At 53.0% G+C, this 22,214-nt stretch carries 21 protein-coding genes; 6 read left to right on the top strand and 15 right to left on the bottom strand.

What is annotated here, in order from left to right; translation table 11 throughout:
• The first annotated feature begins 43 nt into the window (after positions 1-43).
• From MHH82_RS04405 to MHH82_RS04395, 3 genes are all read left to right on the top strand, one after another.
• The gene (locus tag MHH82_RS04405) at positions 44-328 is read left to right on the top strand and encodes a hypothetical protein (protein ID WP_090912753.1); all 285 of its coding nucleotides are present in this window, start codon (positions 44-46) and stop codon (positions 326-328) included.
• Positions 329-399: 71 nt separating this feature from the next.
• A complete protein-coding gene (locus MHH82_RS04400; RefSeq protein ID WP_340963656.1) occupies positions 400-1,674 on the top strand; it encodes a lipase family protein in 1,275 nt (424 codons plus the stop codon).
• A 32-nt stretch (positions 1,675-1,706) separates the two neighbouring features.
• The gene (locus tag MHH82_RS04395) at positions 1,707-1,979 is read left to right on the top strand and encodes a hypothetical protein (RefSeq protein WP_096777009.1); all 273 of its coding nucleotides are present in this window, start codon (positions 1,707-1,709) and stop codon (positions 1,977-1,979) included.
• 111 nt (positions 1,980-2,090) lie between these two features.
• Here MHH82_RS04395 and folE read toward each other — a convergent pair whose 3' ends face one another.
• From folE to MHH82_RS04350, 9 genes are all read right to left on the bottom strand, one after another.
• Complete coding sequence (gene folE / locus MHH82_RS04390) at positions 2,091-2,684, bottom strand: GTP cyclohydrolase I FolE (RefSeq protein ID WP_012819021.1); 594 nt, start codon at positions 2,682-2,684, stop codon at positions 2,091-2,093.
• Positions 2,685-2,807: 123 nt separating this feature from the next.
• Positions 2,808-3,044: a YneF family protein gene (locus MHH82_RS04385; protein ID WP_009594912.1), complete on the bottom strand. Its 237-nt coding sequence runs from the start codon at positions 3,042-3,044 to the stop codon at positions 2,808-2,810.
• Positions 3,045-3,181: 137 nt separating this feature from the next.
• Entirely contained in the window at positions 3,182-5,026 is a 1,845-nt protein-coding gene (queG, locus tag MHH82_RS04380) for a tRNA epoxyqueuosine(34) reductase QueG (RefSeq protein WP_340963649.1), read from the bottom strand.
• 41 nt (positions 5,027-5,067) lie between these two features.
• Positions 5,068-5,670, bottom strand: a complete 603-nt coding sequence (gene lepB, locus MHH82_RS04375) for a signal peptidase I (protein WP_012819019.1) — start codon at positions 5,668-5,670, stop codon at positions 5,068-5,070.
• Between the two features lie 206 nt (positions 5,671-5,876).
• Positions 5,877-6,299: a GNAT family N-acetyltransferase gene (locus tag MHH82_RS04370; RefSeq protein ID WP_012819018.1), complete on the bottom strand. Its 423-nt coding sequence runs from the start codon at positions 6,297-6,299 to the stop codon at positions 5,877-5,879.
• Between the two features lie 445 nt (positions 6,300-6,744).
• Positions 6,745-7,833 (bottom strand): efflux RND transporter periplasmic adaptor subunit, encoded by a 1,089-nt coding sequence (locus tag MHH82_RS04365; protein WP_145040868.1) that lies wholly within the window; start codon positions 7,831-7,833, stop codon positions 6,745-6,747.
• Between the two features lie 33 nt (positions 7,834-7,866).
• Complete coding sequence (locus MHH82_RS04360) at positions 7,867-9,162, bottom strand: ABC transporter permease (RefSeq protein WP_012819017.1); 1,296 nt, start codon at positions 9,160-9,162, stop codon at positions 7,867-7,869.
• Between the two features lie 50 nt (positions 9,163-9,212).
• Positions 9,213-9,980, bottom strand: a complete 768-nt coding sequence (locus MHH82_RS04355; protein WP_340963637.1) for an ABC transporter ATP-binding protein — start codon at positions 9,978-9,980, stop codon at positions 9,213-9,215.
• Positions 9,981-10,007: 27 nt separating this feature from the next.
• Positions 10,008-12,575: a hypothetical protein gene (locus MHH82_RS04350; RefSeq protein ID WP_012819015.1), complete on the bottom strand. Its 2,568-nt coding sequence runs from the start codon at positions 12,573-12,575 to the stop codon at positions 10,008-10,010.
• 320 nt (positions 12,576-12,895) lie between these two features.
• On the opposite strand from MHH82_RS04350, the gene MHH82_RS04345 reads away from it, so the two are divergent.
• Positions 12,896-13,504 carry a superoxide dismutase gene (locus tag MHH82_RS04345; RefSeq protein ID WP_012819014.1) on the top strand — a complete coding sequence of 203 codons (609 nt, stop codon included), beginning with the start codon at positions 12,896-12,898 and terminating at the stop codon, positions 13,502-13,504.
• Between the two features lie 102 nt (positions 13,505-13,606).
• Here MHH82_RS04345 and MHH82_RS04340 read toward each other — a convergent pair whose 3' ends face one another.
• From MHH82_RS04340 to acpS, 3 genes are all read right to left on the bottom strand, one after another.
• Positions 13,607-14,842 carry an MFS transporter gene (locus MHH82_RS04340; RefSeq protein WP_036664430.1) on the bottom strand — a complete coding sequence of 412 codons (1,236 nt, stop codon included), beginning with the start codon at positions 14,840-14,842 and terminating at the stop codon, positions 13,607-13,609.
• A 64-nt stretch (positions 14,843-14,906) separates the two neighbouring features.
• Complete coding sequence (gene mutY, locus MHH82_RS04335; RefSeq protein ID WP_036664432.1) at positions 14,907-16,055, bottom strand: A/G-specific adenine glycosylase; 1,149 nt, start codon at positions 16,053-16,055, stop codon at positions 14,907-14,909.
• Positions 16,056-16,475, bottom strand: coding sequence for a holo-ACP synthase (gene acpS, locus MHH82_RS04330; protein WP_340969812.1), 420 nt, complete (start codon positions 16,473-16,475; stop codon positions 16,056-16,058).
• Between the two features lie 199 nt (positions 16,476-16,674).
• On the opposite strand from acpS, the gene MHH82_RS04325 reads away from it, so the two are divergent.
• Positions 16,675-17,226 carry a dihydrofolate reductase family protein gene (locus tag MHH82_RS04325; protein ID WP_145040866.1) on the top strand — a complete coding sequence of 184 codons (552 nt, stop codon included), beginning with the start codon at positions 16,675-16,677 and terminating at the stop codon, positions 17,224-17,226.
• A gap of 78 nt (positions 17,227-17,304) precedes the next feature.
• Here MHH82_RS04325 and nadE read toward each other — a convergent pair whose 3' ends face one another.
• The 3 genes from nadE to MHH82_RS04310 form a co-directional block, all read right to left on the bottom strand.
• Positions 17,305-18,114 carry an ammonia-dependent NAD(+) synthetase gene (gene nadE / locus MHH82_RS04320; RefSeq protein WP_009594931.1) on the bottom strand — a complete coding sequence of 270 codons (810 nt, stop codon included), beginning with the start codon at positions 18,112-18,114 and terminating at the stop codon, positions 17,305-17,307.
• Positions 18,115-18,227: 113 nt separating this feature from the next.
• On the bottom strand, positions 18,228-18,662 hold the full coding sequence (locus MHH82_RS04315) for a BrxA/BrxB family bacilliredoxin (protein WP_009594942.1): 435 nt from the start codon (positions 18,660-18,662) through the stop codon (positions 18,228-18,230).
• Positions 18,663-18,987: 325 nt separating this feature from the next.
• The gene (locus MHH82_RS04310) at positions 18,988-20,712 is read right to left on the bottom strand and encodes a two-component system sensor histidine kinase NtrB (RefSeq protein ID WP_012819009.1); all 1,725 of its coding nucleotides are present in this window, start codon (positions 20,710-20,712) and stop codon (positions 18,988-18,990) included.
• A 210-nt stretch (positions 20,713-20,922) separates the two neighbouring features.
• Between MHH82_RS04310 and MHH82_RS04305 the strand changes: the two genes are divergently transcribed.
• Positions 20,923-22,200, top strand: coding sequence for a BaiN/RdsA family NAD(P)/FAD-dependent oxidoreductase (locus MHH82_RS04305; RefSeq protein WP_340963626.1), 1,278 nt, complete (start codon positions 20,923-20,925; stop codon positions 22,198-22,200).
• Positions 22,201-22,214 lie beyond the last annotated feature (14 nt).

Below are 22,214 nucleotides of genomic sequence, written 5' to 3'. Positions count from 1 at the left end.
TGCTTTTGTATTCATTATTCTAATTGTTGGAGGATGCCAGCCCGTGAACCATAATCAAAACGAAGCCACTGCAAACGGCAGCTCGGACGAGGTTATAACAAAGGCGAAAACCACGGCCGTTGAGTATTTTAAGGAAAAATACAATTTGGATGTAGAGATTACCAAAGAAGAGATGATGCCATCGATCGTAGCGGACAAGGTTAACCTCGAAGGGTATGTCGTGGATCATCCTGAACAAACCTTTAAAATATCCGTAGATTTCAACACAGGCGAAACGTCCAATTTCGTGATGAACCCGGAGCTTAGAAAAGCTATTAAGGGCGAGTGACGGACCTATGTTTCTCTTTGCAGCAACCATAGGCTCTGAACCTGATAGATCACGTTAAGGAGGGAATATATTTGAGTTCACCGCAAGTGGATGACGAGACATACCGACTCATGTCGGAAGCGGCTTACCTCGATCTGAAAAAAGAAGATACCGTTGAGGACCTGCCGGGATGGGAGGTTCTTGAGGACTATAAGAGCAACAGCATATCCGGTTTTGACGCGGTAACTTTCTACAACAAGGAAACGAACCAGGCCGTTATCGCATACCGCGGCACCGAAGCAGGCAGAGATTTATCCCATGCGCTCCCCGATTATCTGGCCGACGCGGATATTGGCATTGAAGAGATCAAACGAAAAATCCCGGATTTCCGGGCTCCTTGGGCCGACCATGTAGACAAAGTCAAAGAAGTGACGGGCATTAACGATGTCACGGATTGGTTCGGCGAACAATCGAGGAAAATCGATAAGAAAACGGATATCTTGGGCACCAATCAGATGTATCAAGCCGAGGATTACGCGCTGGAAATGAAGGAGAAGTACAAGGGTGTTGATTTTTCCCTTACCGGTCATTCGCTGGGCGGAGCCAACGCGCAATATGCTGCCGCTTATACCGGCATGTCGGCTGTCACCTTCAGCGCCCCGTCCGTCATCGGTAGCCTCTCCCCTGAAGCCAGAAGAAAAGCCGAGAATGGGGAATTCGATTCCCAGATCATTAATTTCGCCCATCCCGGCGACATTATTGCCAGCGGTGCGCTCGGAGGTTACGACGGTCACGTCGGCTCAACCTATTACATAGACTCCAGTTACAAGGATGCCAATGACGGGCTCAGCATCAAAGAAAAAATCGATAATACGCTGGGAGGCCCCAACTATCACCAGCTGGACCGCTATCAATTCGAGAATGGGTACATTTCGAACCGTCTGTATGACGGCGCTACCGGTAAGTCCGTGGATTCGCCCAGAATCCCTTCCCACAGCGATCTCTTGTTTGGTCTTGGCGGGCCGTTGAGCAACTTGGGCTTAGGTTTGGGCGGCTCGCTGGGAGCCATAGCCGGATCGGCAGGAGGCTCCTCCGGTACCATCCAGGTTACCCCTGCCGAGCTGCGAAGCGTAGCCGAGAAATGGCGAGCGCATGCCCATCAGAGCGATGCCGAAATGCAGGGAATCCGGCAGCGTCTCTCCAAATACATGTTCTCTAGCCACAGCCGGCGTCTGCAGCCGATCGTCCAGCAGCTGGATACATCCATCATGTCGATGAGTCAGTGGCATCTGCAGCATACCACCGACATCGTGCAGTACATTAAATTTAAGGCGGATCTGTTTGAACGTACAGATAACAGCGGTTAAACATCTATTAGCAACCACCGGGAGGAATGGGGATGAGTCGAGAGATTCTGCTGGAGCTTGATGATTTGCTTCAAGCCGAACGCGAGCTGACGGGGCTGCTTGCAGCCCTTCGGTCCGACGAACAAGAGGCACGGGTCATGTATGCCCGCCTTCAGGATTGGAAGGGACAATCGGCTAATGTGCTGAGGGATCAGATCGAAGTCTTTTTCATGGAGATGTCCCGTCGAATCCGGGAGATCGAGGAGCAAAAAAGCGCCCTCGTCCAGTATGTGCAATATATGAAACAAGTCGATGGCGCATCTTGATCTTTCCTTGCTTGTCCTAGATGATCAGATGGCTTCATATCGTCACAGGGATAATCAAAAAAAGGCTTCGCCTCCGTGGGCGAAGCCTTTTTGATATCATGAAAATCCAGCTTAGTCTTTAATCAAGGACAGAAACTCCGAGCGCTGCGCGGAATCGCTCTGGAACGTACCGCGTACAGCCGACGTTACCGTCTTGCTGCCCGGCTTCTTCACGCCGCGTGCGCACATGCACAGATGCTCGCCTTCCACCACGACCATAACGCCGTTAGGCTGCAGCGCCTCCACCATAATATCGGCGATTTGCGAGGTGATGCGCTCCTGCACCTGAAGACGGCGAGTTACCGCCTCTACCAAGCGCGCCAGCTTGCTCAAGCCGGCGATTTTGCCGCTCGGGACATATCCGATATGGACTTTGCCGAAGAACGGCGCCATATGGTGCTCACACTGGCTGTAGTACACGATATCCTTCACAATGACCAGTTCCTCGTGATTCTCGTCGAAGGTAACCCCGAGAACGTCCTTGGGATCGACTTCATATCCCGCAAAGATCTCTTCGTACATCCGCGTCACGCGGGCCGGTGTCTCAAGCAGACCCTCACGCTTGGGATCTTCACCGATCAGCTTCAATATTTGCTCTACATGGTACTCGATCTGCTCCCGGTTTTGGCCTACTTTATGGTTCACATAGTCCTTTACGCCCGCCACAGTACAATCCCCCTTTCCGTTCCAAAAAAAAGCAAACGGTTAACTTATAGCCGCTGTTAGCGGTCTTTTTAAATAGAAATGCCCCTCCGTCGTTCCATTTAGACGGGAGCGGGCTTTCTTGCATTATGATTTGCGTTTGCGGCCTTGCCCTTTGCCCGGCATAGGCTGATTTTTCATCATTTGCTGTGCACGCTGCATCTGCTTGCTGTTCATGTTATACCCCATTTGTTTTGCCATCTTCTGCAGCATTTGCGGATCGTTCTGCATCTTCTCCAATTGCTTGCGCAGATAGAATACGCCGATGAAGAATCCGCCGACCAGACCCACGATCAATGTAATAATCGGAATGACAATATCCATCACTTGACCACCTTCTACTAATATCTGCCATTTCATGGCGCATACACGAACCTATCATAGCATGTCCTTTTCGTCACAGCAAATGAAAATAACGGATGTTCCGCAGCAGGCAGTTCCGATGATTACGCCTTGGTCAACTACGACCCTTTACGGTCCGGCATGGCTCCTTCGATCGTCAACAAGGTGCGTTTGATTTCCGGGCCGCCGGCATAGCCGATCAACGCTCCGTCGGCTCCTACCACCCGGTGGCACGGCACGATGATCGGAACGGGGTTCTTATTGTTCGCTCCGCCTACGGCTCGAACCGCTTTCGGACGTCCGATGGATTCGGCTATATCCTTATAGGAGCAAACCGTTCCATAGGGAATGGATTTCAGCGCTTCCCATACCTGCAGTTGGAATGAGGTTCCGCGCATGTCCAGCTGTACGTCGAAGGCCTTCAGTTCCCCGGCAAAGTACTGCTTCAACTGCGTGATCGCAGGGGCTAGTCTGGCCTCGTCCCGTTGGTATCCGCCGTTGCCGGCCCAAGTCCGCGACCACTGCTGGATGACCGCTTCCTTCACATAGAAGCTGCCGAATTCAATGAGACAAAGCCCCTTCTCCGTGGCGCAGACCGTCAGCGGTCCGATCGGAGATTGAACTTCATCATAATACAGCATTTCCGGTCCTCCTTCAGGGATGGCCATCGGCTCGACCCCCTGAATGACAGGACCCTCCTGCTCCGGATTGCCCCCATTAGAGGAACCCGGAACCCCGGCGGATGAAACTTCGGCCGCGGCTTGCGCTTCGGCAGGTGCTTCATTTCCAGCCGGTTCAGGCTTTAGTTTATTCAAGGCTTGCTGCAGCATATCTCGTACTCGGGAATCCCCTTCTGATTTCATGCTTTTCTCTAAGTTGTTCAACGCTTCTTCGCCTCCAATACGGCCCAGAGCCCATGCAGCGGTTCCCCGCAGCTCCGGGCGCGGGTCCTTCAGCAGTACTTCGCTCAGCTTCGGTACGGCTGAAATATCTTTAAAATTGCCGAGCGCGATGACGGCATTGCGCTGAATCGGCTTACGGCCGCGCCAAGCGGCGGACGTATCTCCGAAGGCCTCCTTGAATTCCCGGTTGCTCATATCCAGAATGGGCAGGAGCAGCGGCTTGGCTTTTTCAGGATCGGGCTTGAAGTCCTCTTGATGAGTCCAGCTCTTGCCCCGGTTCTTCGGACAAACAATTTGACAGGTATCGCATCCATACAGCCGGTTGCCGATCTTGCGCATGGCTTCTTCGTCCAGAAATCCTTTGGTCTGGGTCAGAAAAGAAACGCAGCGCTGGGCATTCAGCTGCCCGGGACCGACAAGGGCGCCGGTTGGGCATGCATCGATGCATTTGGTGCACTCCCCGCAATCCTCGGTTACCGGCGAATCCGGCGGAAACGGGATATTGGTCACCATTTCGCCAAGGAATATCCAGGAGCCGAACTTCGGAGAGATGATGGCGCAGTTCTTGGCACTGAAACCGATGCCGGCACGCTGCGAGACGGCCCGGTCGACAAGCGCGCCGGTGTCCACCATGCTTTCAAGCTTTGCATCCGGCACGCGTTCCTTGATGTACGCCTCCAGGCGGCTCATCGCCTCCCGGAGCACATGGTGATAATCCCTTCCCCAAGCGGATCGCGCCATGATGCCCCTGTACTTGCCAGGCTCCGATTTCGGCGGGTTCTCCATCTTGGAGTGGTACGTTATCGCGATGGCGATCAGGGACTTCGGCTCGGTGTCGGGGAGTGCGGGAGTCACCCGCTTATCCAGATCCGACTCCTCGAACCCGGACTCATAACCCTTATCCCGATGGGATTGCAAAATCCCCTTCAGGGATTGGAACGGCTCCGCCGAGGCGAAGCCGATATCATCTATGCCGAGCTCGGGTGCAACGGCTTTTAGCTCCTGCTTGAGCTCCTCCCATACCGAAGGCGGAGGAGCGTACGAGCCGAGTGTGTAGGTCATTCTCCAGCGCCTCCTTTTCTGGGATGATGTTCTGTCTTAAGCTACAGCTTTTTGATCTCGGACAACGGCCAGAAAATAAATTCGGCCCTGCCCACGATGTCGCTTTCCTTCACGCTGCCGAACATGCGGCTGTCCTTGCTCTTTCCGAGGTGGCGGTTATCCCCCATAACAAAATACCTTCCCTCTTCCAGGGTAACGGGCTCGAAGCCAGGATCCTCGATCGGGACATCGGTATACCCTTCCTCTTGGGCCACGCCGTTCACGTACAGCTTCTGATCCTTTACCTCAATGGTATCCCCGGGTACGCCGACGACACGCTTAACAAGAAACTCCTTCTTGTCCGGTCCGTCGCTCGGATCCTTAAGCACAATGACGTCGCCGTGGCTCGGTTCCGAAAAGCGATAGACCACTTTATTAATAAAGAGCCGCTCCGATGCCACCAGCGTCGGCTGCATGGATTCGCCCTTAACCATAGACAGGTTAAACACAAACATATTTAGAAGCACCATAATAACAAATGCAATCGCAATCGTCTTTACCCAATCCCACAGCTCGGCGGCCCAGCCGTTCTTCTTGACCGGTTGATTCTGAGGCCCGTTGTTCTCGCCATGCTCAGTTGAATCCGGAGGAATCACTTGTCCCATGCTACACCTACTTTACTTCGATTTCACCTTCGAGCATCGAGGGCGGTACCTTCAAAAACAGGTACATTAATAGAAAAGCATATCTCCCACCCATTTGCAACGGCTGAAAGATATGCTTCATATCGAAAAAATGTCGTTTCTTATCTCTGTCGAAGCTTAAGGCCGCCGTTTTGCGCTGCTCGTATGTACCGCTGTAGTCGCTGCAACTATTGACCAAGGATACTGAGCTTCTGGAACGACCGCAGGATTTGGCTGGCACCGTATCCCATGGCTTCATAAAATGGCATGGCTGCGGCGTTGTGCTCATCTCCGGCTACCATGATCCGACTGACTTTCCGTGATTGAAAACGCTGTTCCATCGCTGATATCAAGGCTTTGCCAATCCCTTTCCTGCGATAGTCGGGATGAATGGCGATGCGGTAATAACAACCATGATTGCGTTCGATCGTACCGATTAAGGCACCAACGATTTCACCGTTTTCTTCTGCCACCATAATCAGATCGGAGTCCCAAGCGAGCTGCCTGGAGAAAGGCTCCATCGTGTTTTCGTAGCATTCTTCCGATAAAGCAATCTGTAATAGCTCGGTTACGGGGTTACAGTCACTCAACTGAAAGGAACGAACATGCATTTCAAAATCTCCCTTTTCGTTAGCATGATGCGGTTTACCCGGTTTACAAAGATCTAGTATTCCGTTAACGCAAACCTGACATTTAAGTTTACTACAAAAAACCCGAAAATCCTGTTTCCTTGTCCATTAAACCACATCTTTCTCGTAAATTCACGAGTTTTCTTCTGAAAGCGCTTTATATGAAGCGTTTTCATTAATTTTGATGGATAAAATTCCATATTTTTGTTGAATGATCGATTCGTTTCCTGCCTTTAAACCATTAGCTCACGGTAAAATGGACCCCATTAATTACCAATGAGTTTACATCATTGTCTCCATGTATTTTTGAAATCACCGGGCTACCTTTCCTGTGGCGACACATGCTGTAATGAGGGAACTTGATGTAAAAAAACAGCGCCCCCCGGCCATGTGCCTTTGGAGGAACGCTGCTTTCGTACATCCATGTTTACTGAAGAACGACGGTATCTCCCGCTTTCAGCCCTGACAAAACCTCGATTTTATCAAGCGTCTGCATCCCCGTCTCAATATCCTGCCGCTCGATCTGGCCGCCTCCCTTGTCCACCATGACATAAGAGCTATCTCCCTCCGTCATGACGGCCAGCTTGGGAACCACAACCGCCTTGTTCTTCCGTTTGGTCACGATCTCTCCGTTCAGCGTCAATCCGCCGATCAAGCGATCGTTCTTCGGCAGCGAGATGATGACCTTGAACTGCGGCGTCTGGGACGTCTGCTTCTCCTGAGCCGTCGCCTCGGCGAATTTGGCCACTTCCAGCACCTTGCCCTTTAGCTTCAAATCCTTGATGGACGGCAGCTTGACCTCTACCGCCATGTCCGGCTGAATGCTGAAGATGTCGTTTTCCCCGACGTATGCCACCAACCGCAGGGAATCCAGGTCGACGATTTTGCCGATATACTGGTTGGCCGTCACCGATTGCGGCCGCTGCTGGGTCGGGTCGAACAGGAACAGGCCTGCTGCCGGAGATACGTATGTCGATTGCCTCAGCCTGTCGTTCAAATCGGCAAGCGTCTGACGTTCAATATCGTTGTTCACCTCGTCCAGCTGACTGCTCAGCCGCGCATTTTCCTGGTCTGCCAGCATTTTCAGGCGCTCCGCCTCCGTTGCGCCTACAGGCGCGTTGTCGAGATCCTGATTCAGCGTAAACTCCTTCAGCTCCTGCTCCAGCTTCCGCTTCTGCAGCTCCGCCTCCTTCTGCTGGAGCTGCTGACGAATCGCCTTTTGCTCCAATTTGAAAAGGGCGTCGCCTTTTTTGATCTGCTGGCCGTTCTCGACGTTCCAGGACTCCACCCTCGCCTCAAAAGGCGCGTATACGTTCGTTTCCTTTCCGTATTCGGACGTTCCCTTGACCTGCACGGTCGATAGAATCGTTTCCTCGGTTACGGGGAATGAGATGACCTGCGGCTCTTCCATCATGGGAATCTCAGGTTCCTTGGGTTTCACCTGCCCATATCCCCAATACCCCACCAGACCCAGCACAGCAGCGATAACCGTCCATTTTATGATTTTTTTTATCATACCGATTTAGCTTCCTTTCCGAAACTCATGATCCTAATCCCGCTTGATGGCCAGCAGCGCATTCGTTCTTGCTGCGCTGATCGCCGGGTAAATCCCCGAGAAGATGCCCGTCATTACGGCGAAGGCAATGCCGATCGGCAGCGTCTCCGCCGTCACGGCGATTTGCAGTCCCGACATGCCTGCCGAAGCCATGATGAATGAATTCAGCCCTTTGATGATCAAATACGCGAATACGATGCCGAGCAAGCCGCCAAGCAAACCAAGCAGGCTGGCTTCCACGATGAACATGTTCCGGATTTGCGGCATATTCGCTCCCAGAACCTTCATGATGCCGATTTGCCGGCGGCGCTGATGCGTCGACATCGTCATGGCGACGATGATCGAAATCGAGGCCAGCAACAGGATAAATACGCCTACGCCGAGAGCGATCGCCTTGAAGGTATCCAATTGGGAAGCAACCTGATCCCGCATGGCCAGATTGTCGCTCGCATTCAGCGCAAGCTTGGAGATCAGGTCCTCGAGCGGTTTAATATATTGCAGATCCTCCACTTTGACCGTTAGATTATCGTAAATCCGCTGTTTCGAAGCTGGCCCTTTTTGCAGATTCAAGCTGTCCGTCAGCCAATCTGCCGTGTCAAAGGATATGTAGGCCTGACGGTCATAGAATGCAAACTGGGCATCCCGCCCCTTGGGCACATCCAGCACGCCCCCGACGTAGAGCTGCGGGCTGAGCAATTTCTTGTCGTTGTCCATCTGCTCCAGCTGAACGTTCTTTCCGATCATTTCCGAAACGGTGCTCTCATACTTCTGGAACTCTTCCCATAGCTGCGGATTGTTGGGATCGGAATTCATCATATTGTTCAATCTTTCGCTCGTCTCCGCGTCCTTCCATCCGGTTGTCGCTCCGTAATTCAGTACCACGGCACCGATCTGCTCCAGCGGGCCGCCTTCCTTGAACCGGTTCCCCTGCTCTTTAAGCTTGGACAGGTCCACGGCCACGACGTTGATGCCTTCATGGATCAGGTTGTCGGACGATATGGTCCGGAAATAACCGAGCTGCTTGGTGGCTACAACGGATTTGACGTGATTGAAGCCCTGAATGACCTGAACCTTATCATCCGTAAGCAATCCCCGTTCTCCTCCCGCCGATTGGCCGCCGCCTTCCCCGGGCCCGCCCGTGCTCTGCGGAGTCACCGTAATTTCGTCAAGTTTCATGCCGCCTATGATTTCCGTCTCCAAATAACTCTGGGCGCCGTTGCCAATGCTGATCGCTACGATAATAGCCGCACATCCGATCGAGATGCCGGTCATGCACAGGGCCGTTACCACTTTACGGCGTTTGATCTGTCCCCATGCCAGCCGTATGCTGTCTAAAAATCTCAGCTGACCTCACCTGCCTCCTCCGAATGAACCGGAACCCCGGACAGGGGCGAAGGGGCGCTCGGCCCCCGCTCCCCTCCCGTGGAAGTCGCGTAGTTCTCCGGCTGAACCAAATAACCGTCTCGGAGCATAATCGTTTTTTTCATTTGGGCGGCGACTTCCATCTCATGGGTAACGATGACAAACGTCGTTTTCATGGACTCGTTCAGCGACATCATGATTCGGATAATTTCCTCTTCCGTTTTGGTGTCCAGGTTGCCCGTCGGCTCGTCCGCAAAAATGACGGAAGGCTCGGTAATTAACGAGCGGGCAATACTGACGCGCTGCTGCTGTCCGCCGGACAGCTGGGACGGGTACAGCGAAGCCTTATCGCCGATCCCCGTCATCTCCAGAAGCTCCATCGCTTTCTTGCGGCGCTTGGACGGAGAAACGGATTGAAAAACAAGCGGAAGCTCAACGTTCTCCCGGACCGTAAGTGTCGGAATCAATTCGTAAGCCTGAAAAATAAATCCGATATGCTTGCGCCGAAAAACGGCAAGCTTGTTTTCCCCGTATTTGACGATATCCTGATCCGCAATATAAATATGGCCTTCGGTCGGTTTCATCAGCCCGGCCATCAGGTTGAGCAGCGTGGACTTGCCCGATCCGGAGCTGCCGAGCAGCGCAATCATCTCGCCCTTCTGGACTTCGAACTGGATGTTATGAAGCACCTTTAACACTTCGTTGCCGTTCTTAAAGCTGTGCGATACATTTTCCAAACGCAGCATGTTCGCTATTCCTTTCCGGTTCTTAGTCTATCTCTCCTCGTTCGGGTCCAGAAGGGGCTGGAACGTCAGGTTGTAGCTCTGGCTGCCCAGCGTAATCCGCTCGTTCTGGAATTCGTCCACAAGGGTCAAGTTAAACCAGCCGCCGCGGAGCTTTTTGTACTGCTCGTCCGTCAGCTCCATCGATATCGACCGGGTGCCCGGCACTTGGATATCGGTGCCTGGCGTAAGCGTCCGCTCCTGTGTTTGTCCGAGGCTGTCCTTGATGATTAGTATCAGCTTGCGGCCGGAATCCGCGGCCGCAATGCTCTCGCTTCGTTTCACATCCAACGTGGCATTAAGCGATATGGTGGAACTGCCCTCCTGTAAATGTCCAGCCGCTTTCGTGACCGAAACGCTGTAAGGATACCAATCGAGCTGCGTCAGGCCGGAGCTTGCCGCAGGTCTGGCCGGATTCAGCATCAATTTTTTCACGCCCAGTACGCCCGTAGCGTCCTTGCCCGTTTCCGCAAGCTTGCCTCCGGACATCGCCGTGCCGAGGGCCAGGCCCAATTCGCTGGCAGCCCCTTTCGGCACTCGGGCCCAAAAGACGATCGACTGCCTGGATCCCGGCTGAAGGGCCGCTTCCGGCTGAATGGTCTCCGCTTCATAAATCCTGCCGTCCGTGCTTTGGAAGTACCCCTTCAGCACTGCGGCTTGAACGCGGCGCTGTTCATTGCTGGTCAGCACGAACTCCGAATAGACGATGTCGGAGTCTGCTCCTTCATAGATGACCGTCCGCCGTTCTTGTGCCTCCGCACGTTTACCCGCAGCCGTGACCGTATAGGGCTTCCCTTTCTCTAGAACGCCGATCGATTGCATCATCCCGGACGTGGTCATGGTCAGGAACGACGTTTTGACCGCCTCCTGCTGCGTAAACAGCTCGAAACGGAGCGAACGGATATCCTTCGTATACGGGATCCGCGCCATGACGTACACCTCGGTTGATGCCCCCGGCGCAATCAGGGAGCCCTGCTCCTCGGCGATGACCTCCGGGCCGGCCAAGCCTGTTTTTTCATCCGCCGTGACGTTCGCTTTAAGCTCAGGCAGCGGCAGCGATTTGGATTCCTGGGTATTCCGCAGCCGCAGCTTCGCCACGATCAGGTCCTGGTCCTGCCACGGCAGGCGCTGGATGGATTCCAGCGTATACGCAAATCCTTTGGCCGACTGCGCGCCGTATTCCACGCCGATGGATGACTTGCGTTCCGTTTGGTATGGGATGGCAAAGTATGCAATCGGCAGGGTCAACGGCTCCTGAACCTCGGAGGTCGGCTCGCTGCCCGACTCACCCGGATTCGCGGGCGGTTTGGATGCGCCGGCCGTGCCTGATGCCCCGATCATTTGCAGCTTCAGCCGGTCCTGCTTGAGATCAAGCGGAAGCGTGATCTCCATCACCATCGTTTTCTCTTCCCCGGGGCGGAGCGTCAAACCCGTTTTGCCGTCCGGCGTATAAGGATGGAAGGAGCCTTCGGACGCTTTAATCGCGAACTCGTAGGCCGGAACCTCCACCGATTTTTTTCCTTTGTTCTTGAAGGCCATCTCGATGGTCCATATGCCCTGTCCGCCGGAGGCACGCAGCGAAGACTGGCGGATTCTGGCATCGACCGGAATCCCCCGGATGGTCAACTTCTTGGCTTCGCCCGCCTTGACGTCCCACTTCGGAGCTGTTGCCGCCGGCAGCTTGAATGAGGCGACAGGCAGGGACAGCTTCAGCGTGTCATCGTTTTCGGTCCATAAGAAACGCAGGCCGGCCGTCTTCAGGTAAGAGGGAACTTCCGTTATGTAGTAAACCAGTTTCTTTTCTTTCGGCTGGACAGGCACCCCCTCCGCCTCCGCCTCATGACGCAGAGGGAACGAATTGCCGCTTGCCGTTACCAAATGCGGCTCGAATCCCCGATCGTTCCATACCTTGCCGCCATGGTTGGTCATATACATCCCGACTTTGGCGATGACTTTGCCGTCGTACTTGATGATCTCCAGCGATTCCGCCTGTACGGTAACCGGCGTTCCGCCCAGCTTCAGCTTGGTGCTTGAGCCCGTTGGGACGGCAGCGGAATAATTGGCGGGCATTCTGTACGTTCCGACGCGCTGCAGGTAGCCTTTGACCTGCGGATTCCATACGTCCATGACCAGCTTCATGCCGGCCAAAGAGCTGCTGTCGGTCTTTGCATAGTAGGTGACGCTCACGCTTTGCCCGGGCTCTACCTTCTTCTTGGCCAGGTCCTTGGAAATGGGATTGGCCGCGCTCACGGAACCGCCGGGAAGGACCACCTTGGGAAAATAAGATACCAGGCGCGCCGCGCTCTTGCCCCCATTTTTATAAGTCAGGGTAAATACCGCCGCATGCGACCCGTTTTGCTGCCATACGTCGGCATGGTCGAGCTTCGCCGTGACGTTGCTGCCCAGCTTCACGCTCCAGGCCAAATTTGCATTTTTCTGCGCGGCCGACTTCGCGATTTGCGATGTCTCCGTCTTAGATGCAGCAGCTTCCACTTGCGGTGCCGCAGCCAGAATCGCAGCCATCAAAATGGCCGTCACTCTGAACTTTGTACTATTCATGTTACGACTCCTTTCTACCTCGATCTATCCCTTTCATGCTCCATCTATAAGTACAGATTTCTTCAAGGCTATATATATAACGACAACTTTCCCAGGAAAGTTTTTCATCATTTTCCATTGCGGCGAAACAACATTCTTTAGTCCTTAAATCGGCTCTCGCGGACTTTTCAAACATAAAAGTTGATTTAATCACCCAAAACGGTTTAATATATGTAGTGTAGCCGGATTACATATTCCATTGCTCCGGGATGATAAAGACTTCCTGATGAAGGAAGGCCTTTCATCATAACCAAAAACTAAATTTACAGGAGGTTTTTACTATGGCATTTCAATTACCAGCACTTCCTTACGCAAACGACGCGCTCGAGCCTCACATCGACGCACAAACGATGGAGATCCACCATGATCGCCACCATAATACCTACGTAACCAACCTGAACGCTGCTCTTGAGAACGCTCCTGAGCTTCAAGGCAAATCCCTTGAGGATCTGATCGGCAACCTTGATGCTGTACCGGAAAGCATCCGCACAGCGGTTCGCAACAACGGCGGCGGCCATGCTAACCACTCCCTGTTCTGGGAAGTGATCGGACCAAACGGCGGCGGACAACCAACCGGCGCTTTGGCTGATGCCATCAACAGCGAGCTGGGCGGCTTCGATAAATTCAAGGAAGATTTCGCTAAAGCGGCTACAACTCGCTTCGGCAGCGGCTGGGCTTGGCTCGTTGTTAAAGACGGCAAACTGGCAGTAACCAGCACCGCTAACCAAGACAGCCCGATCATGGAAGGTCAAACTCCTCTCCTCGGCCTGGACGTTTGGGAGCATGCTTACTACCTGAAATATCAAAACAAACGTCCGGATTACATCTCCGCATTCTGGAATGTAGTCAACTGGGAAGAAGTCGGCAAACGTTACGACAACGCGAAGTAATAACGCCTGACTAAAACCGATCTCATATCACCAAAAAGGCTGCTTTCCGCTGTAGACCCTGTCTATCGCGAAAGCAGCCTTTTCATATTCATTTTATTCCTCCTACGCATCGTTTGCCGCTGCTGCAGGGCCGGACTCATAATAGCGCGCTTTGGACGGAGAGTAGATGACCGCCAGCAGCATGACAGAGGACAGAACCGCTGCGCCTGCCCCGATCAGGCATACGGCCTGCAGCGACCAGGCATCGGCGGCAAAACCGAGCAGGAGCGTGAAGAGAATCTGCAGCATCCCTTCCAGCAGTCGGGTCACGCTCGTAAAGCGTCCCATGAGATCAACGGGTACCTGGTTTTGAAAAAAGGTGGTATAGCCCGCGTTGGCATACGAAGAGAAGAAACCAAACACGATAAAACCGATTACGGCCGTCATGAGGCCCGATGCCGCATAGAAGATCATATAGCCGATGCTCGACAGGAGCATCCCTGCACCGATAAACATACGCAGCGACAGCCGTTTAACGGATAAAGACGCAGCCATCGAGCCTGCCAGATACCCTGCTCCCGCAACGCTGACAAGCAATCCGTAATCCTCGTCGCCGAGGAGCAGCACCTGCTTAATGAACGTGGCCTCCTGGGAATCAAGCGCAAAACCGAGCAGCGCGGCGGATTGAAACAGCACGTATACGAGCATAAAATACTTCGCGGCCTTTCCGAAATCGATCACCGCGGCCCAGTCCCGCAGCAGCATTCTCATCGTCATGGCCTCCCGCTTGCTGTCTGCCGCCTCCTCTCCATCCACATCGGGAAGGAAGTAGATGACAAGCGCACAGATCAGGAAGGATACCGCATTGATGACGATGCTGACTCGAATATCCGTGTAGGCGATCAACAGGCCGGATAAGGCGGGTCCAAGCAGCACCGCGCCGGAAGTCGTAAAGCTGGACCATGCGTTGAACCGCTTTCGTTCCTCTGCCGGAATCAGCTTCGTTACGTACGTCATGGACGTAGGCCCAAAGAAAGAGCCCGCCACGTTAATCAGAAACATGATGCCATAGATGCCCCACACCGAGGACATGAAGGGAATCAGGGCGATCAAGGCCCCTCGGATCACATCGGTGATCATCATAAGCCTGCGCTTGTTCGCCCTGTCGATGATGCTGCCCGCCCAGGAGTTGGTCAACAGAGTAGCGAGCGGCCGGATGATGAACAATCCGGCCACTGCCGCGGGAGACCCCGTCATGTGGAGCACGAGCAAATTGATGGCAACCAGATAGATCCAGTTCCCGAGATTGGAGATCCCGATGCCAAAAATGTACAACAACGCATTCTTCCAACTATGCAAAAGCTTCACGACTCCTTACAAACCTCTTCTGCATTACATCCTAATGAAAAAGGCAAAAGCGGCTTCAAGATGAGAAATAGGCATTCAGAATCCGGATGAATACATTGGGAAATGCGTAACGCTCCATATCCTGAACGTGAATCCACCGGAAATTCTCTTCGCCCGTCTCATATGCAGCCGCGCTTTCCGCTGCTTGCAGGGCTGCCGGCGGCACATCCTGCCACTTACAGCGGTATACGCCCATATTCCATTGAATATGGCTAAAGGTATGCTCCGCGTCCATCACATGGCCGATCGGCTGGACCGGTACCCCTTCCTCCAGCAAGGCATCGCGCAAGCGGACCATCGCCGTCTCCTCGGGCATTGCGGCCGGTACGCTGCTCCCATCGGCCGGTACGATCACATGCGGCAGCTCCCACATACCGGCCAATAAACCGGCGGCTGGACGCTTGCGGATCAGGATCTTGCCTTCGTGCACGCCGGTACCCTCTACAATCGCGGTAAGACGGTATTCAGGACGCGGCGGCTTGGCCTTCGTTTTAATAGGAAGCGATTCCTCTTTGCCCTCCAGCCTGGCCGAACAATGCTCCATGACCGGACATACCAGGCATTTGGGCGACTTCGGCGTACAGATCAAGGCCCCCAGCTCCATCAGCGCCTGGGTGAAATCCGAGGCCCGTCCATCCGGTACCAGCGTCAGCACCAGATCCTCCATCTTGGTACGGGTTTTCACTTTCATGATATCTTCCTCGATCAAAAAATAACGGGAAAGCACGCGCATCACGTTGCCGTCCACGGCCGCGGCCGGAATGTTGAACGCGATGCTGCGAATGGCGCCCGAAGTATAGGGACCTATCCCTTTCAGACCCGACACTTCATCTTTGCCGCTGGGCATCACGCCATCGTACTGCTCCGTCACTTGTCTAGCGGCAGCCTGAAGGTTGCGTGCGCGGGAATAATAGCCCAGACCTTCCCAGCATTTCAATACATCGTCCTCCGGCGCGTCCGCAAGCGATTGGATCGTCGGAAACCGCTCGATAAACCGATGGAAATACGGAATCACCGTGTCTACCCGGGTCTGCTGCAGCATAATTTCAGATACCCATATATAATAAGGATCGCGATGCCTGCGCCATGGCAGATCCCGTTTATTGATTTCATACCAATCCAGCAGCTCTTGGCTGAAGTATCGTTTGTGTTCCGTGTTATGCATCTATTCGTAATCTCCTTCGTCTTCCTTACTTAATCTCTCCACCACGGCGAAAGCGGAAGCCAGCGTGGCCTGATGGGAAATCGTCAAATGAATCGCATAATGGGCGGGGCCCCCCAAGCCCAGACGGTCCCAGGCTTCCTTGGACAGACTGGCTTCCGGCCTGCCGAGAGCACCCGGCATTACTTCCATGTCATGGAATCCGATCAGGCGGCCGATTCCGCAGCCAAATGCCTTGGATATCGCCTCCTTGGCAGCAAAACGCCCGGCAACAAACTCCGTCCGTCTTGCCCCCTTCTTAGCGGCAACGGCCTGCTCTTGCTGCGTAAGCACGCGCTGAATGAACTTCTCTCCATGCGGGCCTGTCATCAACGTCTCCATTCGCTTCATATCCAGCACATCATGCCCGATTCCGTAGATCACAATCGTCTGCTCCCCTTCGTTGATCCAGTCTTCCTGTTCCAAAAAAATAAACACGCTCCTACTTATTGTAGCAGTCGATGTCCGCCAACGCGAGACTACGGTGTTACAACAGGATGAAATTAAATATATTTGTTGTATTTCAAATTTTATCCATATAGACTGAACAGAACAGCATATAAAACGAAGGAGGAATCATCTTGTGGGTACATTAATTTATCACGTTGCCGTTTCGCTTGACTATTTTATCGCAGATCAAGCTATGATGGAGGGGAGAATCGATCAGACCCTTTTTTTATTCGATGGTGAACATGTTCCGGACTTCGTGGCTGAAATCCAGGACTATGAGGCGGTCCTCATGGGCGGTAAAACGTATGCGTTTGGTTTTAAGATGGGGGCTAAGCCAGGGGAGCCAGGTTACCAAGGTCTTAAGCATTATATATTCTCACGTTCGTTAGAATTCGAATCCAACGATGAGGTTGAATTGATCAAGGAGGACGCCATCCCCTTCATCCGTCATCTCAAAGAGCAAACAGTCGGCAAGCTGTGGCTGTGCGGCGGCGGAGAATTGGCAGGAAGCCTGCTCCAGCATAAACTCATCGATCAGCTGGTTTTGAAAATTAATCCAGTGATGGTTGGTGACGGTGTTCCGTTATTCGGCAGTGTCAAACCCAGGTTGAAGTTCGATTTGATCGATATGAAGCAATATGCCAACGGCGTTCTCAAACCGACCTACAACATCATGTATACCTAGTCTCTCATAAAAAATATAAAGCCTTCCGGGGGATGGATGATCCTCCGAAAGGCTTGTTGCGCTTGGGATATGGTTATGTTAGATGCCTGGAATCGTATTGCGCTTGTGCGCCGTTTTGACGTAATAGCTCTCAAGCTTCTGCTGAACCTCGGGATTGATCGTTTTGCCTTCCAGATAGTCGCTGTTATCATCATAGCTGATTCCGAGCTCTTTCTCGTCCGTTTGTCCTTCCCAAAGTCCGGCAGAAGGCGCTTTGTCAAGAATCGATTGCGGTACCCCCAAATAGGATGCAAGCATGCGAACCTGACGCTTGTTGAGGGAACTCAGCGGCGTAATGTCCACTGCGCCGTCCCCCCACTTGGTATAGAAGCCGGTAATCGCCTCGGATGCATGGTCCGTGCCGACAACAATCAAATTCTGCTCGAATGCCAGCGCATATTGTACCACCATACGCACTCTGGCCTTCACGTTGCCTTTGCCGGGGATACTCATATGTTGATGGACGCCGATATTCTTCAGGCCATGCTCCACTTCCAAAGCAACCTCGTTCACCGCCTCCTCGATATTGGTCTCGACGGTATATTTCAAATCGAAGGCCTTCGCCGTTGCGTAGCTGTCGGAAATATCGGCCTGTTCGCCGTATGGCTGGAACACCCCGAGCGTCTTGTATTCCTTGCCGTTCTCCTCCGTGAGCTCGTCTGTAGCCCGCTTGCACAGGCCGGCGGCCACGGCCGAATCGATCCCGCCGCTAATGGCGATCAGCAGTCCGGAAGTGCCGGAGTTCTTCACGTAGTTTTTCAGGAAATCCACGCGCTTGCGTACCTCTTCCTCCACGTTAATCGTAGGTTTGACACCGAGTTCAGCGATAATTTGTTCTTGCAGGCTCATGATAGATGACTCCTTTCAGTATGTTCTCTCTAACTTAAGTACTTCATTCATACAACAAAAGCCCCGCGGCTTCGGAATATGCCGAATGCTTCGGGGCCTATGTAACTGCCGAATTACTGGCAGTAGCGATTGAATGCGTCGGTCAAATCTGCGGCGATTTCCTCGGCGGAACGGTTCTCCACTTGATGACGCTCAATAAAGTGTACCAATTCCCCGTCCTTCAGCAGCGCAATCGATGGGGAGGATGGAGGATACGGAGCAAAATACTCACGGGCTTTCGCCGTTGCTTCCTTATCCTGTCCGGCGAACACGGTATACAAATGATCCGGCTTCACCTGGTTCTCAAGCGCAATGGCTACACCAGGACGTGCTTGCCCTGCTGCGCATCCGCATACGGAGTTTACAACGACCAGCGTTGTGCCTTTCGCCTCCGGAAGCACTTCTTCCACCTCTTCAGGTGTTGTGAGCTCCTTGATTCCCAAACTGGTCAGTTCATCCCGCATCGGTTGAACCATATCGCGCATATATCGGTCAAAAGACATACCCATAACTGCTTCACTCCTTATATAAACAAGATTGTTCGAATTATAACAGCTCATCGATATCTATATTATACAATCCTAAAGAGTGAAAGCAAGAAAATACAAAACGAGCAGCATCACAAAATGGGATACCGCCCGTCTTCTTGCTTCATTTTCATCATACTAGGTAGCAGGATAGTTTACCCCGTCCTTTTTCTTGTCAACGATAGGCTCGCCACGGCGATCTTTGTTTTCACGCTCCTGCCGCTCCTGTTGCTTGGAATCGTTCTTACTCATCCGAATCCCTCCTTTACCCTGAGCTCTGCCTTATGATGCGTAATTAACAGACCGTTTATTCGGAAGCGGCAGCGCTCTGGGATTCCGGCAGGCCGTGCGGGTACGAGCGGACAGGAAAAGAAATGATGAACACCGTGCCCTCACCTAGGTGCGATTTTACGTCTATCGTTCCATGATGACGCTGTACAATGCTCATGCACAGGGCGAGTCCAAGCCCCGTCCCCTTGCTCTTCGTGGTAAAGAAAGGTTCAAACAAGCGCTCCAGCTCATTCTCCGGTATGCCGATTCCGGTATCCGCCACATACAACTGGGCGAGGTTCCCTTCCAGCCGGGTTTCGATCGTCAACGTCCCCTTGTCATCCATGGCCTCCATCCCATTGCGGCACAAGTTCAGAATGAGCTGCTTCATTTCCTTGGCATTCAGATACAGTTCGGGAATGCCGGTTCCCAGTTTCAGCTCGATGTTCTGTCCGCGCAAATTGGCGTCCGCCCACAAGAGCGGGCTGAGCTCATGGATAATGTCATGAAGGTGGCACTCTTCTTTCTCGGCTGCCCGGTTCTGGGCCAGGGACAAAAAGTCGCTGATGATGCCATTGGCCCGATCGAGCTCTTCCATGACGATCCGGTAATAATGATCCAGCGTATCCGGACTCTTCTCTTTCATAAGCTGCAGGAATCCGCGCACGACAGCCATCGGGTTGCGAATCTCGTGGGTGATGCTTGCCGCCATTTGGCCGACCAAGCTTAACCGTTCTACATTAATAAATTCCGTGCGGAGCTTCTCAAGCTCCGTAATGTCTTCCATGATGCCTACCGCACCCATGATGTCGCCGTTCCCATTATGTATAAGCGGATAAATGCCGGTAGAATACACTCTAGTAGCGCTGCGCATAATTTCCCCGGTGCTTTCGACACCGTTTATGGCTCTCTGAAATCGGCTGCGTAGATGTTCCTTTTGAATCATGCCCTCCAACAAGTCGAACAACGGCCTGCCGATGACATCCTTGGTGGTCAGATTGGGAAACACGCTTCGAAAGCTGCGGATAAGCGGTTGATTAAAGGCGATGATATTGCCGCTGCGATCCACCGCAACCATCCCTAAAGGAATCATCTCCATCATTTTCGTTAATGAAGCAATCTCTCCGTCCTTCACGTCGTACTGGCCCGAAGCCAGACGCCCAGAGGTTAATTCGATCCAATACACGATCACTCCCGAATAAAAAATGCCGATCAGCATATACAGAATGGTCACCAGAATCGTGTCCGGATTCAGATCGTCATTCCTAGCCTTTCCTTCCATCGCGTGGCAGGCTACAATAATCAGCATAGCCGGAACGAGCGCGCTCCAGAGCCAATAAATCTTTTCGGTCATGGAGCCTTTCTTGAAATTGGAGGATACCCTAGGTAATAGCGAGTATCCCAAGACAAGCAAATTCAGAACGAGGCCGGTCGTTGACCAGCCGTTAATCAGCCCATGGCTTGTGAAATAAATTACTGCAAGACATAGCCCTGAACTCCTGCTTCCATATAATATGCCTAAAAATAACGGGATCACGCCAAGATGGATCGGAACGTAATAATCGCTCATTGCAGAAATCAAGACGCACAATACGGTGCTGATTCCGCTGGCAATGACAATATGCTTGCGAAATCGAAGCAGATCATCCGGGTTCTTCTTGTTCAGGCACTTTAGATGTCTGTCGAGGAGAAGCGGCAGATGAAAGATGAGTGTACCAGACAGCAAAACTTGCAGCAAAATATCTTTCCATAGGCTCAGCACAGTGATCCATCACCTCAATTGGACAACGCATCTAATATTTCTGATTAAAGCACAGGCGACATCATATTACAATATCATGTAAATTCCTGCAGCGGCGACGGAGTCCCACGTCTTATGTCCTATTCATGAGGTTTGGGATAATTCGCGAATATCCTATATAATAAGATCCATCTATTAATTGATATACCCCCAAAGGAGCTATGAGCAAACATGCTTGATTATGATATTATCGTCGTAGGAGGCGGACCTTCCGGATTGATGTCCTGCGTGGCTGCAGGGGAAAGAGGAGCTTCTGTCCTCTTGATCGACAAAGGGGACAAGCTAGGCCGTAAGCTTGGCATCTCGGGCGGCGGAAGATGCAATGTCACGAATGCCAAAGAACAGGATGAATTGATTGCCAACATTCCGGGGAACGGACGCTTTTTATACAGCGCTTTTCAGCATTGGAACAACAGGGACATCATGACCTTCTTCGAGGGTCTTGGCATTCGGCTGAAGGAGGAAGACAACGGGCGCATGTTCCCTGTTACGGACAAAGCCTCCAGCGTGGTGAATGCCCTGATTGGCAAAGTGAAGGAGCTCGGTACCGATATCCGGACGAATAGCCCGGTGAACCGCGTTCTCTATGAGAACGGCCGGACGGCCGGGGTCGAGCTGAAATCCGGGGAAGTGATCCACTCTTCCTGCGTGATCATTGCTACCGGCGGGCAATCCGTGCCCCAGACCGGTTCGACGGGAGACGGTTATCCATGGGCTGAAGCCGCAGGCCATACGATAACGGAGCTGTATCCGACCGAGGTGCCTATCGTGTCTACCGAGCCTTTTATTGCCTCTAAAGAGCTGCAGGGCTTGTCACTGCGGGAGGTGGAGCTGTCCGTCTGGAATCCGAAAGGAAAAAAAGTGATTGCCCACCGGGGAGATATGCTGTTTACCCATTTCGGGGTGTCCGGACCGATCGCGCTTCGCTGCAGTCAGTTCATCCGCCAGGTGCAGCGGAAATTCGATGTCGTCAACGTGGACATGGCCATCGACATGTTCCCCGAGCGCTCTCAAACGGAGCTTGCGGCCGAGCTCAAAGGGCGATTGGAGGAGGAGCCGCGAAAGAGCATCAAGAACGTGCTTAAGGGCATGCTGCCGGAGCGGATGATCCCGCTGCTGTTATCCAAATCGTCCATCGATAGCGACATGATCTGCAGCGGCATATCCAAAGCCGCGCAGGAAAACCTGGCCTCCGTTCTTAAAAAGTTTACGTTCCGCGCTTCAGGCACCCGTTCGCTGAAGGAGGCCTTCGTGACGGGCGGCGGCGTCAGCCTCAAGGAAATCCAGCCCAAAAGCATGGAATCGAAGCTCATGCCCGGCCTTTTCTTCTGCGGCGAGATTATGGATATACATGGATACACCGGCGGCTACAACATCACGGCCGCCTTTGCGACCGGATATACGGCAGGCAAGCATGCCGCCGAGTCCGTATCGCACATAGCCGATTAAAAAAGCGCGCCGGA

Source organism: Bacillus sp. FSL K6-6540 (assembly GCF_038007545.1).
This window is presented reverse-complemented; position numbering and strand designations above follow the sequence as displayed.

Bases quoted from the DNA above. Each gene is read 5' to 3' on its own strand.
- MHH82_RS04395 (WP_096777009.1), top strand. From the start codon at position 1,707: ATGAGTCGAGAGATTCTGCTGGAGCTTGATGATTTGCTTCAAGCCGAA.
- MHH82_RS04385 (WP_009594912.1), bottom strand. From the start codon at position 3,044: ATGGATATTGTCATTCCGATTATTACATTGATCGTGGGTCTGGTCGGC.
- queG (WP_340963649.1), bottom strand. From the start codon at position 5,026: ATGACCTACACACTCGGCTCGTACGCTCCTCCGCCTTCGGTATGGGAG.
- lepB (WP_012819019.1), bottom strand. From the start codon at position 5,670: ATGGGACAAGTGATTCCTCCGGATTCAACTGAGCATGGCGAGAACAAC.
- MHH82_RS04370 (WP_012819018.1), bottom strand. From the start codon at position 6,299: ATGCATGTTCGTTCCTTTCAGTTGAGTGACTGTAACCCCGTAACCGAG.
- MHH82_RS04365 (WP_145040868.1), bottom strand. From the start codon at position 7,833: ATGATAAAAAAAATCATAAAATGGACGGTTATCGCTGCTGTGCTGGGT.
- MHH82_RS04355 (WP_340963637.1), bottom strand. From the start codon at position 9,980: ATGCTGCGTTTGGAAAATGTATCGCACAGCTTTAAGAACGGCAACGAA.
- MHH82_RS04350 (WP_012819015.1), bottom strand. From the start codon at position 12,575: ATGAATAGTACAAAGTTCAGAGTGACGGCCATTTTGATGGCTGCGATT.
- MHH82_RS04345 (WP_012819014.1), top strand. From the start codon at position 12,896: ATGGCATTTCAATTACCAGCACTTCCTTACGCAAACGACGCGCTCGAG.
- mutY (WP_036664432.1), bottom strand. From the start codon at position 16,055: ATGCATAACACGGAACACAAACGATACTTCAGCCAAGAGCTGCTGGAT.
- nadE (WP_009594931.1), bottom strand. From the start codon at position 18,114: ATGAGCCTGCAAGAACAAATTATCGCTGAACTCGGTGTCAAACCTACG.
- MHH82_RS04315 (WP_009594942.1), bottom strand. From the start codon at position 18,662: ATGGGTATGTCTTTTGACCGATATATGCGCGATATGGTTCAACCGATG.
- MHH82_RS04305 (WP_340963626.1), top strand. From the start codon at position 20,923: ATGCTTGATTATGATATTATCGTCGTAGGAGGCGGACCTTCCGGATTG.